The organism is Mycobacterium sp. IEC1808 (assembly GCF_002101935.1).
Lineage (GTDB): Bacteria > Actinomycetota > Actinomycetes > Mycobacteriales > Mycobacteriaceae > Mycobacterium.
This window is the reverse complement of record NZ_LQPV01000034.1, coordinates 17,614-31,590: the sequence shown is the minus strand read 5'-3', so window position 1 is coordinate 31,590 and position 13,977 is coordinate 17,614. Positions and strand designations below refer to the sequence as shown.

At 67.2% G+C, this 13,977-nt stretch carries 10 protein-coding genes and 1 pseudogene; 5 read left to right on the top strand and 6 right to left on the bottom strand.

Translation table 11 applies throughout. From position 1 onward, the window contains the following. Positions 1-10: 10 nt before the first annotated feature. The 6 genes and pseudogenes from AWB92_RS19710 to AWB92_RS19685 form a co-directional block, all read right to left on the bottom strand. Positions 11-886 (bottom strand): metal ABC transporter permease, encoded by an 876-nt coding sequence (locus tag AWB92_RS19710; protein WP_085188660.1) that lies wholly within the window; start codon positions 884-886, stop codon positions 11-13. Beyond that, positions 883-1,719, bottom strand: a complete 837-nt coding sequence (locus AWB92_RS19705) for an ATP-binding cassette domain-containing protein (protein ID WP_085188658.1) — start codon at positions 1,717-1,719, stop codon at positions 883-885. The genes AWB92_RS19710 and AWB92_RS19705 overlap by 4 nt, the downstream gene beginning before the upstream one ends. Continuing rightward, positions 1,716-2,627 (bottom strand): zinc ABC transporter substrate-binding protein, encoded by a 912-nt coding sequence (locus AWB92_RS19700; protein WP_241523523.1) that lies wholly within the window; start codon positions 2,625-2,627, stop codon positions 1,716-1,718. Before AWB92_RS19700 ends, AWB92_RS19705 begins: the two co-directional genes overlap by 4 nt. 169 nt (positions 2,628-2,796) lie before the next feature. Continuing rightward, positions 2,797-3,210 (bottom strand): transcriptional repressor, encoded by a 414-nt coding sequence (locus AWB92_RS19695; protein ID WP_085188656.1) that lies wholly within the window; start codon positions 3,208-3,210, stop codon positions 2,797-2,799. Positions 3,211-3,443: 233 nt separating this feature from the next. Then, positions 3,444-3,698: a type B 50S ribosomal protein L31 gene (locus tag AWB92_RS19690; protein ID WP_085188653.1), complete on the bottom strand. Its 255-nt coding sequence runs from the start codon at positions 3,696-3,698 to the stop codon at positions 3,444-3,446. After that, a pseudogene (locus tag AWB92_RS19685) lies at positions 3,698-3,985 on the bottom strand (hypothetical protein); the annotation flags it as partial. The gene AWB92_RS19690 and the pseudogene AWB92_RS19685, both read right to left, overlap by 1 nt. Before the next feature lie 184 nt (positions 3,986-4,169). On the opposite strand from AWB92_RS19685, the gene rpsN reads away from it, so the two are divergent. The 5 genes from rpsN to eccCa all read left to right on the top strand — a co-directional run bounded on the left by rpsN (position 4,170) and on the right by eccCa (position 13,951). Further along, a complete protein-coding gene (rpsN, locus tag AWB92_RS19680) occupies positions 4,170-4,475 on the top strand; it encodes a 30S ribosomal protein S14 (protein WP_085188649.1) in 306 nt (101 codons plus the stop codon). Between the two features lie 322 nt (positions 4,476-4,797). Further along, positions 4,798-6,345 (top strand): PPE domain-containing protein, encoded by a 1,548-nt coding sequence (locus AWB92_RS19675; protein WP_085188647.1) that lies wholly within the window; start codon positions 4,798-4,800, stop codon positions 6,343-6,345. A gap of 174 nt (positions 6,346-6,519) precedes the next feature. Continuing rightward, on the top strand, positions 6,520-8,364 hold the full coding sequence (gene eccA, locus AWB92_RS19670; RefSeq protein ID WP_085188645.1) for a type VII secretion AAA-ATPase EccA: 1,845 nt from the start codon (positions 6,520-6,522) through the stop codon (positions 8,362-8,364). Next, on the top strand, positions 8,361-9,974 hold the full coding sequence (eccB, locus tag AWB92_RS19665) for a type VII secretion protein EccB (protein WP_085188643.1): 1,614 nt from the start codon (positions 8,361-8,363) through the stop codon (positions 9,972-9,974). Before eccA ends, eccB begins: the two co-directional genes overlap by 4 nt. Beyond that, positions 9,971-13,951 carry a type VII secretion protein EccCa gene (gene eccCa / locus AWB92_RS19660; protein WP_085188641.1) on the top strand — a complete coding sequence of 1,327 codons (3,981 nt, stop codon included), beginning with the start codon at positions 9,971-9,973 and terminating at the stop codon, positions 13,949-13,951. The genes eccB and eccCa overlap by 4 nt, the downstream gene beginning before the upstream one ends. Positions 13,952-13,977 lie beyond the last annotated feature (26 nt).

The window sequence follows — 13,977 nt, the reverse complement described above, 5'->3', positions numbered from 1 at the left end:
GCTAGACGCGTTACTTGCTAGCGACCCCACCAATGCTGGTCGTCATCCATTTGGCCGGGCGGCTGCCGGCGACGGCCCGGCGAATGCCGGGGCTGGCCAGCCGGACGACGGCGTAGATCGCGAAGCTAATCGCGCTGATGAAAACGCTGGCTTTGACATGCGGTCGGAGCAGACCCAGCAGCAGTCCACCGTCGGCGGCGATCAGCGCAAACCCGATCGACAGGGCGATCAGCACCGGGGTGCGGGCGGTGAGCCGGGTGGCGGCGGCTGCGGGCGTAATCGCCAGGCTCAGGACCAGCAGCGTGCCGACGATCTGCGCGGCTTCGGTGACGGTCAGTGCCAGCAGGTAGACGAACAGCAGCCCGACCAACCGGGTCGGAACCCCCCGCGCAAGGGCGACGTCGGGATCGACGGAAGCGAACAGCAGCGGGCGGTACAGCAGCGTCATCGTGGTCAGCACGCCGACCGCGACGATGATGAGCAAAGCAATCTGACTGGGGCTGACGCCGAAGAGTTGGCCGAACAAGATGTTGGTGGCGGCCGTGGCGAACCCCGTGTAGAGGGAAAGCAGGTATACGCCCACGCCCAGCCCGAAGGCCAGGATCACCCCGATCGCGGAATTCCGTTCGCGGGGACGGTCGCCCAGCAGTCCGATGGCGGTGGCCACGATCAGCGATCCGAGTAGCGCACCGAGGACGGGGTTGTTGGCGACGAGCAGGCCGGCCGCGGCGCCGGTGAACGCCAGCTCGGCGGCGCCGTGCACCGCGAACGCGAGGTCGCGGATGATCACGAACGGGCCGATCAGCCCCGCGGTGACGGCTACCAGGGTTGCCGCGATCAGGGCATTCTGGACGAAGGTGTCGCTCAGATAATCCGACAGCGTCACAGCGCGAGCACCGCATCGTCGTGATGGCCGCCGACCCGCACCGCCTCCGGTGCCCCGACGATGACGATCCGCCCCTGTACGCGCAGGACCTCGACGGTGGTCTGGTAGAGCTCCGAGAGGGTGGCGCTAGTCAGCACGTCCCCGGGCGTGCCGATCGCCCAGCGGGTGCCCGCGAGGTAGAGCACCCGGTCGACGACCGTCAGGATCGGGTTGATCTCGTGGGTCACGAACACCACCGCAAGGTCGGCGGCGCGGCGTTGTCGGTCGAGTGTGTCGACGACCTCGGCCTGGTATTTGATGTCCAGCGACAGCAGCGGTTCGTCACACAGCAATAGCTTCGGGTCACCAACCAGGGCCTGGGCGATTCGCAGGCGTTGCTGCTCGCCTCCGGAACACCGCCCGATCGGGGCGTCGGCGAACCGGGACGCCCCGACGGCGTCGACCACCGCCTCGACGCGGCGCCGCCTCGCGCGGCTTGGCAGCCCGATTCCCCAGCGATGGCCGTCGATCCCGAGCCGCACCAAATCGCGACCCCGGATCGGCAGGTCCCGTTCGAAGCCGCGCTGCTGGGGGATGTAGCCGATCGTGTGGTTGCCGCGCCGCGGCGGGGCACCGCACACCCGTGCCGATCCCGACGACAGGGCGGTCAATCCGAGCAGCACCTTGATCAGCGACGTCTTGCCGCAGCCGTTGGGGCCCAACACCGCGACGAACTCGCCGGGTGCCACCTCGAGATCTACGTTCTGCCATAGCCGCCGCGACCCGAAGCCCAGCCCGGCGCCGCGCAGCTCTACGATCGGCGCCGCGGTTTTACCCTCGGGGGAGGTGGTCATCTGGCTATTTCACCTAGCGCCGTAGCGATTTCGTTGACTTGGCTCAGTTGCCAAGCCTGGAAGTTCGGGTCGCTGGGCGGCTGCGTCTCAGTCACGCCGACGATCGGCACGCCGCTTTGCTGGGCGAGCGCCTTCAGGGTGTCAGTGGCCGGGCTGGTGACCTGCGCGTTGTATAGCAGGACCTTGATCGCCTTGGTTTTGACGGCGGTGTTCATCGCCGAGTTGTCGGCGGGGGTTGGGTCGTTGCCGTCCTCGATGGCTCGGGCGAACGAGGCGGGGGTCACCACTTTCAAACCTGCCGCGTCCAGGACATAACCCGGCACCCGTTCGGTGTAGCCGACCGGCGCACCGGCGTACTTCGATTTGATATTTGCGATCGCGGCGTTGATGGGTGCCAGGCTATCGCTGAACGTCTTGGCGTTGGCCGTAAAGGTGGCCGCATCGGCCGGGTCGAGAGCGCCCAGCTGTGCGGCGATCGCCGTGCTCACCGCCGGGACCTTCGCGACGTCATACCAGATGTGCGGGTTGGCGTCGGGCCCTGAAATCTGCATCAGGTCGGCCGCGGTGAGCACTTTGCGGTTTGGGTTGGGCGACGCGGACAGCAGCTTGCCCATGAAATCGTCGTAACCCAGGCCGTTGACGATAACCAGCTGGGCCTTGCTCACCGCCGCGGCGGTTGTCGCGTCGGACTCGTACAGATGCGGGTCCGCGCTCGGGTCACTGATCACCGAGGTGACATTCACGTGACTGCCGCCAATCTGCTTGGTGATATCACCCCAGAAGTTCTCCGCGTCCACCACGTTGACCAACTGCTGGCCCGGTGTTGATGGCGATCCCGAGGGTGAATTCGAGCCGCAACCACTCGCCGTCAGGGCGGCAGTCGACAGCAATACGGCGAGCAGCACCATGACGCGACGAGAGGTTCGGGCAGCCACGGCAACTCCTGATCCACCGGTCAAGAAAACGATAATGATTGTCATTAGCATAAACGGCGAGGCGTCGTCACGCACCCACGAAAACGGTCCGGCGGCTTAGCCCGAACCCGATTGCGTGGTTGGCGAAGCAGGCACCGCCGCGTCAATCGTCAAGGCACCGAGGGCACGTCCCGTAGAGGTCGATGTGATGGGCAACGTCGGCGTAGTGATGTTTATTGGTGAGCTCGCTGGTGTGCTTTTCCAGTGCGGTCGGGATGAAGGCGACCGCGTCGCCGCAGCGTCGGCACAACAGGTAGTGCCGGTGCTCGGAGCCGGTGCGCAGGCGGTAGAGAATCTCGCCGTCCTCGGCGCGCTGCGTTTCGGCGATGCGCTCGTCGGCCAAGGCGTGCAGGATGCGATAGACGGTGGTCAGCGCGATCCGGGTCGCTCGCTGCTGACGGACCTCGAAATAGAGCTGCTGAGCGCTGCGGAAATTGTTGCCCCGGCTCAGCGCGTCGAGGACAGCTTGTCGTTTCGCGGTGGTTCGTCGTCGCGGTCTGGCGGGTGGTGCGGTCATCGCCCGCGCGCCCTAGGGTCCACGCCGATCACCACGATGAGCGTGGCTACCCGGGCAGCTGTCGACGGGGCGTCGAGCAGCACGCCGGTAGATCTGTTGGCAAACGCGAGACCCCATCAATGGCGAAGACCCTCTCGACGGCGACAACGGTCAGTCGAAATGATAATCGTTGTCAATGTGTCGCAGCGACAGCGGAAGGGCTCACCTCCAGCCGAGCGGCTGGTCCGTGATCGTTATCGCCGCCCATACCGCCGGTTGAACTTCTCGACCTGGCCGGCGGTGTCGACGATGCGACGATCCCCGGTCCAAAACGGGTGGGAAGCCGACGAGATCTCGACGACCACCAACGGAAGGGTGCGGACACCCTCCGGGGTTTCCCAGTCGATGGTGCGGGAGCTGGTGATCGTCGAACGCGTGAGAAACGCCGCGCCGGTGGTCGCGTCCTGAAAGACCACGAGATGGTAATCGGGATGGATGCCTGGCTTCATTACTGCTCATCTTTCTGGGTGTTGTGTGTTGGTGATTCGCGGGCAAGCCCTGGCATGTCATCGCACGGGTCCTCGTGCCAGTCGTCGAACGGGTCGTCATAGCGGGCCCATTGGTGGCTACGGGACATTTCGGCGTCGGTGAGCAGCGCCCCGTCCAGGGTGTCCAGAATTTTGGGTGGATCGGCGCCACACACGAGCACGGTCATCGACGTGTGCCGATCGCCGAAGCGGTAATCCCAGATGAGCTCGGCGATGGCGCGTCGTTGCGGGTCGACATTGTTCAACTCCGGCGGCCTTGTCACTGCGTCGCCGTCGCCCTGTCCGGCCACGAGTGCTACAGGAGTGCGCATCACCCTCCTTGTTGAAAACGATTTTCATCTAGGCGGGCTTCAGCGTACAGTCGGCGACGACGCTTGTCGAAAACGATTGTCAATAAGCGCCGGACCTCCGAGGGGAACGCTGAGCAACTCGATGGCCAAGAAATCCAAGATCGTCAAGAACGAAAAGCGCCGCGCGATCGTGGCCCGCTACGCCGAGCGCCGCGCCGAACTCAAAGCGATCATCCGGTCGCCCGCGACGAGTGCCGACCGCCGCCTGGCCGCCCAAGCGGAGCTGGCCCGCCAGCCCCGCGATGCCAGTGCGGTGCGGGTGCGCAACCGCGACGCCGTCGACGGCCGCCCGCGCGGGCATTTGCGTAAATTCGGGCTGTCCCGGGTTCGGCTGCGGGAACTTGCCCACCAGGGACAACTGCCCGGGATCCGCAAAGCGAGCTGGTAGCCCCCCAGGCTCGGCGAAGCCTCGAGCGGCCTCCCTCGTCGCGTCGATGATGGGAGGCGCTCCGGGGCGCCGGACCGCGACTCGTCGATCAATTCGCTCATTACTGCGGCAGCCGAACGTCCGCACCAGCGTCAAGCCAGGCCAGCGACGGCATGATGGCCGAGCCCAAGCGTTGCGGAGTTCGACGATGACGAATCTCCCATGAGTTGGCCGCGGACGGGAACTTTTGCGGGCCGCCCGCCGACTACTGTCTGCATGCTCATTACGCCGCCACCACAGTCTGGCGGTCGCTGAATCCACCCGATCGGTGAGGAGTGGCTGCATGACGCCGGTGTGGATGGCTTCGCCGCCCGAAGTCCATTCCGCGTTACTGAGCAGCGGGCCCGGACCGGGCAGCTTGCTGGCCGCGGCTGAGTCGTGGAATTCCTTGAGCGCGACCTACGCGTCGGTCGCGGAGGAGCTCGGCGCGACCGTGGCCGCGGTGCAGGCCGGGGCATGGGAAGGACCCAGCGCCGAGCGGTACGTCGCCGCGCACGTGCCGTATGTGGCATGGCTGACGCAGGCCAGTGCCAACAGCGCGGACGTGGCTGCCCAGCACGAGACGGCGGCCGCCGCCTACACTGCCGCACTGGCCGCAATGCCGACCTTGGCGGAGCTGGCCGCGAACCACGCGATCCATGCGGTACTGCTGGCGACAAACTTCTTTGGGATCAACACCATTCCCATCGCCGTCAACGAGGCCGACTACGTGCGAATGTGGATCCAGGCCGCCACCACGATGACCACCTACCAGGCGGTTTCCACGACGGCGGTGGCAGCGGCGCCGCAGACCACGGCGGCGCCGCAAATCCTGAACCCCGCCGACAGCTCCGACGGCGGCGACAGCGGCCTGCAAGACATTGTCGACAACGACGCCGGCGACCCGACCCAGTTGAGCTGGTGGATAAATCGATTCCTCGAAGTCCCGCAAACCCTGTGGCGGGACGCACTCGAGTTCCCCCAGAATCCGTCCCTGGCGATCGCGCAGGCGCAGGCGGACGTTCCGGCACTGATCGCGGACGAGACCACCCACGTGGGCGAAGTTTTGAGCACGTTCCCGCAATTGCAGGCGATCGCGCCGCTTGCGCTGGTTCTCCCCGCCACCAGCGTCGGGTCTTTGGGTGGCCTCGCCGGCCTCAGTGGACTGGCCGGCATTCAGCCTCAGGCCGTCCCGGCGGCGGCCGCACCGATTCCCGAAACGCCGGCGATGCCGCTCACCGTCGGCTCTCCGGCGCTGACTGTCGCCACGGCCCCTGGCCCCGCTCCCTCCTCTGCCCCGGCCTCGGCTCCGGTGCCTGCGCCAGCCACCGCACCCGCGACGGGAGCCCCACCGCCGCCCCCCGCCGGCATCGAGGCAGCCGCCTACCCCTACCTGGTGGGCGGCCCAACCGTGGGGGCCGGCGCGGGACTGAACACCAGCGCACAGCGGCGGGCGCCGGAGTCCGACAGCGCCGCCGCGGCGGCGGCCGCCGGGGCGGCGGCGCGGGAAAAGGACAGGACGCGTCGGCGCCGCCGAGCGAAGCTGCGCGGCCACGGAAACGAATTCATGGACATGAATTTCGAGGTTGAGCCCGACTGGGGCCGCGGCGGGGAGTCAGCCGCCTCAACGGTCGCATCAGCGCAGGGCGCCGGGACCCTGGGATTTGCTGGGACAGCGAGCAGGGCCGCCGCCGAGGCGGCGGGGCTGGCCACGCTGGCCGGCGACGATTTCGGCGGCGCCCCGTCGCTCCCCATGGTGCCGCGCACCTGGCAGGCCGACCCGCACGAGCCGCGCGAGGGCGAGACCCCGGCCGGATCGTCACGCTTTGCTAATGACAACGATTTTCAGTAAGCTGCGCTGCTTAGTGGAATGTGCCGGACGGTCAACCGAAATGTCCTGATCAGTGCGCCGGAAACGGGAGCCGAGTCGTGAATCGATGGAGTCCGAACGCCTCGACAGTTAGCTTATGCAATGCTAACTTCAGGCGGGTTAAGTTAGGGGAGACTATGTTCCGGAGAAGCGGCCGTGGAACGCGGTGAGGCCGGCGGCGTGCTCGCAGCCCAGCCCCCCAATTCCCGGGTCGATGACGACGTCGTCAGCCGCTTCGCCACGTGTTGCCGCGCGCTCGGCATCGTCGTCTACGACCGCCAGCGCCCCGCCGATCTGGCCGCGGCCCGCTCCGGTTTCACCGCGCTGACCCGTATCGCCCACGATCAGTGCGACGCCTGGACCGGCCGGGCCGCCGCCGGTGACGTGTCCATGCGGGTGCTTGAGGCCATTTCGCGCACCGCAGCCACGACGGGTGTGTTGCAGCGTCAGGTGGAACTGGCTCCCGGGGCCCTGGGCTTTCGCTACGACACCGGCCTCTACCTGCAGTTCCGCGCGACCAGTCCGGACGATTTCCACCTTGCGTACGCGGCGGCCCTGGCGACCGCCGGGGAGTTCGCGAAGGCCCACGAGATCGTCACCGGCCTCACCGGGCGCCGCCCGACCTGGCGCGAGGCCCGCTGGGTCGCCGTCGTGATCAACTACCGCGCCGAGCGCTGGTCGGACGTCGTCAAGCTGCTGACCCCGATCGTCAACGACCCCGATCTCGACGGCGCTTTCGCCCACGCGGCCAAGGTCACGATGGGCATCGCGCTGGCCCGGCTGGGCATGTTCGCCCCGGCGCTCTCGTACCTCGAGGAGCCCGAAGGCCCGGTCGCGGTGGCCGCGGTGGACGGCGCGCTGGCCAAGGGACTGGTGCTGCGCGCGCACGTCGACGAGGAATCGGCAAGTGAGGTGCTGCAGGACCTCTACGCCGCCCACCCCGAGAACGAACAGGTCGAACACGCCCTCACCGACACCAGTTTCGGTCTTGTGACCACCACCGCCGATCGCATCGCGGCGCGCACCGACCCGTGGGATCCCGAAACCGAGCCCCAGCCTGGGGATTTCATCGACCCGGGTGCCCAGGAGCGCAAGCACGTGCTGCTCGCGGAGGCCGAGCGCGAGCTCGACGAATTCATCGGCTTGGAGCAGGTTAAAGACCAGGTCGCCCGGTTGAAGAGTGCGGTCGCCATGGAGCTGGTCCGCAAGGCGCGCGGACTAGAGGTGGCGCAGCGCACCCACCACCTGGTGTTCACCGGGCCGCCGGGCACCGGCAAGACCACCATCGCCCGCGTCATCGCCAAAATCTATTGCGGCCTAGGGCTTTTGAAGAAGGAGAACATCCGAGAGGTGCACCGCGCCGACCTGATCGGCCAGCACATCGGCGAGACCGAGGCCAAGACCAACGCGGTCATCGACAGCGCACTGGACGGGGTGCTGTTCCTCGACGAGGCCTACGCGCTGGTGGCCACCGGCGCCAAGAACGACTTCGGCCTGGTGGCCATCGACACCCTGCTGGCCCGGATGGAGAACGACCGGGATCGACTGGTCGTGATCATCGCTGGGTACCGGGCCGACCTAGATAAGTTCCTCGACACCAACCAAGGCCTGCGGTCGCGGTTCACCCGCAGCATCGACTTCCCGTCGTACAAACCGGCCGAGCTCATCGAGATCGCGAACTTCATGGCGCACAAGCGCGACAGCGCGTTCGATCAGGCCGCGCTCGAGCATCTCGAGGCGTTGTTCACGCATCTGGCCTCGATGTCGAAGCCCGACTTCAATGGGGTCGAACGTCGCGGCCTGGACATCGCGGGTAACGGCCGGTTTGTCCGCAACGTGGTCGAAAAGTCCGAAGAGGAACGCGAATTCCGCCTCGACCACTCCGAGCACGCCGAAACCGGCGAGTTCACCGACGAGGAGCTGATAACGATCACCGACCAGGACGTGCAATATTCGGTCGAGCCGCTGCTGCGAGGCCTGGGCCTCGAGGTGCCCGCATGACGACCAATCACGAGCCGGACGGCGAATGGACGGGGGAACGGCGATCGTTTTCCTCACGCACTCCCGTGAACGACAACCCCGACCAAGTGGTCTATCGCCGGGGGTTCGTCACGCGGCACCAGGTGAGCGGCTGGCGTTTCGTGATGCGCCGCATCGCCTCCGGGATTGCGCTGCACGACACCAGGATGCTGGTCGACCCGCTGCGCACCCAGTCGCGCGCGGTGCTCATGGGCGTGCTCATCCTGATCACCGGGCTGGCGGGCTGCTTCGTGTTCTCCCTGATCCGTCCCAGCGGGACGGCGGGCAACAACGCGGTGCTTGCCGATCGATCCACGGCCGCGCTGTACGTGCGGGTCGGGGACGATCTGCACCCGGTGCTCAACCTGACCTCGGCCCGGCTGATCGTCGGTCGTCCGGTCGACCCGACCACGGTGAAAAGCAGTGAGCTCGACCGTTTTCCGCGCGGCAACCTGATCGGTATTCCCGGCGCACCTGAGCGCATGGTGCAGAACACCACTCGCGATGCGAACTGGACGGTGTGTGACGCCGTCGCAGGGACCTCCCACGCGGCCCACAGCACCGGCGTCACGGTCATCGCGGGCGTGCCGGACGGCGACGGCGCGCGGGCGGCCGCAATCCGCGCCAACCAGGGGATCCTGGTCGATAACGGCGGCAGCACCTGGCTGCTGTGGGGCGGCAAGCGCAGCCGAATCGATCTGGCCAACCACGCGGTCACCAACGCGCTTGGCTTGGGCCAGGGAAATTCTGACGTACCTGCGCCGCGGCCCATCGCGCTCGGTCTGTTCAATGCGATCCCCGAATCCCCGGCGCTGACGGCGCCGCCTATCCCCAACGCCGGTAACCCTCCGGGCTTTTCGGTGCCGGCGCCCATCGGGGGGGTGGTCGTCTCCCACAGTTTGGAGAAGAACTCGTCGGACACTGCGCGGTACTACGCGGTGTTGCCAGACGGGTTGCAGCCAGTCTCGCCGGTGCTCGCCGCGATCCTGCGCAACACCAATTCCTATGGCCTGGACCAACCGCCGCGGCTGGGAGCCGATGAGGTCGCCAAGCTGCCGGTGTCGCGGCTACTGGACACCGCCCGCTATCCGGACCAGGAGGTCGTCCCGATCGACGCCGCGAAAGATCCCGTCACCTGTGCCTATTGGAGTAAGCCGGCCGGGGCGGCCACCAGCTCACTGAGCCTGTTGTCCGGCTCGGTGTTGCCGGTGCCCGACTCGATACGCACAGTCGACCTGGTGGGCGGCGGCTCCCCGGGGACGGCCACCCGCGTCGCTCTGGCGCCCGGCACCGGTTATTTCGCCCAGACGGTGAGCGGCGGTCCATCCTCACCGGGCGTCGGATCGTTGTTCTGGATATCCGACACCGGGGTCCGCTACGGCATCGACAACGAGGCCGAGAACGGCGGGAAGGGCAAAACCGTTGAGGCCCTTGGCCTGAGCGGATCACCAGTGCCCATCCCGTGGTCGGTGTTGTCGCTGTTTGCGAGCGGTCCGGCGCTGTCGCGCGCCGACGCGCTGCTGGCGCACGACGGGCTGGCGCCAGACGCCAGGCCCGGCCGCCCCGCGTCGGCCGAAGGAGGGTCTCGATGAGCCGTCTGATCTTCGAAGCGCGGCGGCGGTTAGCGCCGCCGAGCACCCGTAAGGGCGCGATCAACATCGAGGCGCCCCCCGAGTTGCCCCGCGCGATTCCTCCGTCGCTGCTGCGGCGGGCGCTGCCAGTCGTGATCGTCATGCTCATCGTGGGCATGATCGTCGCGCTGTTCGCGACCGGGATGCGGGTTATTTCGCCGCAGACGCTGTTCTTCCCGTTCGTGCTGCTGTTGGCCGCGACCGCGCTCTACCGCGGCACCGGCAACAAGATGCGTACCGAGGAGGTCGACGCCGAGCGGGCCGACTATCTGCGTTACCTCTCGGTGGTCCGGGACAATATCCGGACGCAGGCCGCTCAGCAGCGCGCGGCCGCGCAGTGGTCTCATCCCGACCCGAGCGAACTGGCTACCGTGCCCGGCTCTCGCCGCCAGTGGGAGCGTGACCCGCACGACCCGGACTTCCTGGTCCTGCGGGCCGGGCGCCACGAAGTCGCCCTGGACACCGCGCTGCGGGTCAAGGACACGGCCGACGAGATCGACCTGGAGCCGGTGTCGCACAGCGCATTACGCAGCCTGCTCGACACCCACCGCATGGTGCGCGACGTGCCGACCGGTGTCGATCTGACCAAGGTCTCGCGGATCACCGTCCTGGGTGAGCCGGATGAGGCGCGAGGCGCGTTGCGCGCCTGGATCGCTCAGGCGGTGACCTGGCACGACCCGACGGTGCTCGGCGTGGCGCTGGTGACCCGCGATCTGGAGAGCCCGGATTGGTCGTGGCTGAAATGGCTGCCGCACGTAGACATTCCCGGCGAAGTCGACGGCGTCGGCCCGGCTCGCTTCCTGTCGAACAACCCTGACGAGTTGGTCACATTGCTGGGCCCGGCACTGCACGACCGCCCCGCGTTCACCGGCGGGCCGAACGACGGGCTGCGGCACTTGCTGATAGTCGTCGACGACCCCGACTACGACGTGAACGCGTCGGCGCTGGCGGTGGGCCGGGCGGGTGTCACCGTCGTGCACCGGTCCGCCACACCGCCGCACCGCGAGCAATATTCGGATCCGGAAAAGCCGATCCTGCGGATCACGAATGGCGCCATCCAGCGCTGGCAGACCGGCGGCTGGCAGCCCTACATCGACAGCGCCGACCAACTCGACGCCGACGAGGCCGCCCATCTGGCCCGCCAACTGTCGCGCTGGGACTCCAACCCCACCCACACCGGGCTGCGCTCGGCGGCCACGCGCGGCGCCAGTTTCACTACGCTGCTTAGCATTCCGGACGCGTCGCAGCTGGATGTGCCCGCGCTGTGGGCGCCGCGCCGCCGCGACGACGAGTTGCGAGTGCCGATCGGTGTCACCGCGACGGGCGAGCCGTTGATCTTCGACCTTAAGGACGAAGCCGAGGGCGGGATGGGTCCGCACGGGCTGATGATCGGTATGACCGGCTCGGGCAAGTCGCAGACCCTGATGTCGATCCTGTTGTCGCTGTTGACGACTCACTCGGCCGACCGATTGATCGTCATCTACGCCGACTTCAAGGGCGAGGCCGGCGCCGACAGCTTCCGGAATTTCCCCCAGGTTGTCGCGGTGATCTCGAACATGGCCGAGAAGAAGTCGCTGGCGGACCGGTTCGCGGACACGCTGCGCGGCGAGGTGGCGCGCCGCGAGGCGCTGCTGCGCGAGGCCGGCCGCCGCGTTCAGGGCAGCGCGTTCAACTCGGTGGTGGAGTACGAGAACGCTTGCCAGTCCGGTGCGCCCGGCACAGCCGACCTGCCGCCGATCCCGACGCTATTCGTGGTCGCCGACGAGTTCACCCTGATGCTGGCCGATTATCCGGAGTATGCGGAGCTGTTCGACTATGTGGCCCGCAAGGGTCGCTCGTTCCGCATCCACATCCTGTTCGCCTCCCAGACCCTGGACGTGGGCAAGATCAAGGACATCGACAAGAACACCTCTTACCGCATCGGGTTGAAGGTCGCCAGCCCCAGCGTTTCCCGCCAGATCATCGGCGTGGAGGACGCTTATCACATCGAGTCGGGCAAGGAGCACAAGGGCGAGGGCTTCTTGGTACCCGCGCCCGGCGCGACGCCGATCAAGTTCCGCAGCACCTATGTCGACGGAATCTATGATCCGCCGCGGGCAGCCAAAGCCCTTGTAATGCAGTCTATTCCAGAGCCAAAGCTGTTCACCGCCGGTAGGGTGGAGCCGGATCAGGCAACGGTGGTATCCGACGGTGAGGATGAGGAAACGGCCGGACCGCCGCGCAAGCTGATCGCCACCATCGGCGAACAGCTGGCTCGCTACGGGCCGCGGGCACCGCAGCTGTGGCTGCCGCCGCTCGACGAACCGATCCCGTTGCCCGCGGCGCTGGCTCGCGCCGGAGTTCCGGCGGGGCAATGGCGTTGGCCGCTCGGCGAGATCGACAAACCGTTCGAGATGCGCCGCGACCCGCTGGTGTTCGACGCGACGTCGTCGGCCGGCAACGTGGTGATTCACGGCGGCCCCAAGTCAGGCAAATCCACGGCGCTGCAGACGTTTATCCTGTCGGCCGCCAGCCTGCACTCGCCTCGCGACGTCACGTTCTACTGCCTTGACTACGGGGGCGGGCAGCTGCGGGCGCTGGAAGGTCTGGCACACGTCGGCAGCGTTGCCTCGGCGCTGGAACCCGAGCGCATCCGCCGCACCTTCGGCGAACTGGAGCAGCTGCTGCTGTCCCGGCAAAAGCGAGGATTGTTCCGGGACAAGCATGGTGCGGCACCCGACGACGGCTTCGGTGAGGTGTTCCTGATCATCGACAACCTGTACGCGTTCGGCCGCGACAACACCGATCAGTTCAACACCCGAAACCCGCTGCTGGCCAAGGTAACCGAACTGGTCAACATCGGCCTGGCGTACGGCATCCACGTCGTCATCACCACCCCCAGCTGGTTGGAGGTGCCGTTGGCGATGCGCGACGGCCTCGGGCTGCGGCTCGAGCTAAAGCTGCACGACGCGCGGGACAGCAATGTGCGGGTAGTTGGCGCCCTGCGCCGCCCCGCGGATGCCGTGCCGCACGATCAGCCGGGTCGCGGGTTGACCATGGCCGCCGAGCATTTCCTGTTCGCGGCTCCAGAGCTGGACCAAATCGCCGCGATCAACGCGCGCTACCCGGGCGTGGCCGCGCCACCGGTGCGGCTGCTTCCCACCAACCTCGCCCCCGAGGCGGTGGAACCGCTCTACCGCGGTCGGGAGCAGGTGGTCATCGGCCAGCGCGAAGAGGACCTCGCACCGGTCGTCCTCGACTTCACCGACAACCCGTTGTTAATGGTGTTCGGCGACAGCAAGTCTGGTAAGACCACGCTGCTGCGCCATTTCATCCGCACCGTCCGCGAGAACTCCACGGCCGACCAGGTGGCGTTCACGGTGCTGGATCGGCGGCTGCACCTCGTCGACGAGCCGCTGTTTCCCGACAACGAATACACGGCCAACATCGACCGCATCTTCCCGGCGATGCTGGGACTGGCCAACCTCATCGAATCGCGGCGGCCACCGGCGGGCTTGTCTGCGTCCGACCTGGCGCAGTGGACCTACCACGGCCACACCCATTACCTGATCATCGATGACGTCGACCAGATACCGGATACCCCGGCGATGAGCGGTCCGTACGTCGGCCAGCGGCCGTGGACTCCGCTGCTCGGGCTCCTCTCCCAGGCCGCTGATCTCGGACTGCGGGTGATCGTCACGGCGCGCGCCAGTGGGTCGGCCCACGCGCTGATGACCAGCCCGCTGCTGCGCCGATTCAACGACTTACAGGCGACCACGTTGATGCTTGCGGGCAACCCGCAAGACGGCGGCAAGATCCGCGGACAGCGATTTAGCCGGTTGCCTGCCGGGCGGGCGATCCTGTTGGGCGACACCGATAGTCCGACGTACGTGCAGTTGGTCAACCCGCTCGTCGGCGCAGCCGTAACGGGGGGCACCGACAATGGTTTCGCCCGCTGATGGTTAACGAAACGCAACGAAAGGAG

Bases quoted from the DNA above. Each gene is read 5' to 3' on its own strand.
- AWB92_RS19705 (WP_085188658.1), bottom strand. From the start codon at position 1,719: ATGACCACCTCCCCCGAGGGTAAAACCGCGGCGCCGATCGTAGAGCTG.
- AWB92_RS19700 (WP_241523523.1), bottom strand. From the start codon at position 2,627: ATGGTGCTGCTCGCCGTATTGCTGTCGACTGCCGCCCTGACGGCGAGT.
- AWB92_RS19695 (WP_085188656.1), bottom strand. From the start codon at position 3,210: ATGACCGCACCACCCGCCAGACCGCGACGACGAACCACCGCGAAACGA.
- AWB92_RS19690 (WP_085188653.1), bottom strand. From the start codon at position 3,698: ATGAAGCCAGGCATCCATCCCGATTACCATCTCGTGGTCTTTCAGGAC.
- rpsN (WP_085188649.1), top strand. From the start codon at position 4,170: ATGGCCAAGAAATCCAAGATCGTCAAGAACGAAAAGCGCCGCGCGATC.
- AWB92_RS19675 (WP_085188647.1), top strand. From the start codon at position 4,798: ATGACGCCGGTGTGGATGGCTTCGCCGCCCGAAGTCCATTCCGCGTTA.
- eccB (WP_085188643.1), top strand. From the start codon at position 8,361: ATGACGACCAATCACGAGCCGGACGGCGAATGGACGGGGGAACGGCGA.
- eccCa (WP_085188641.1), top strand. From the start codon at position 9,971: ATGAGCCGTCTGATCTTCGAAGCGCGGCGGCGGTTAGCGCCGCCGAGC.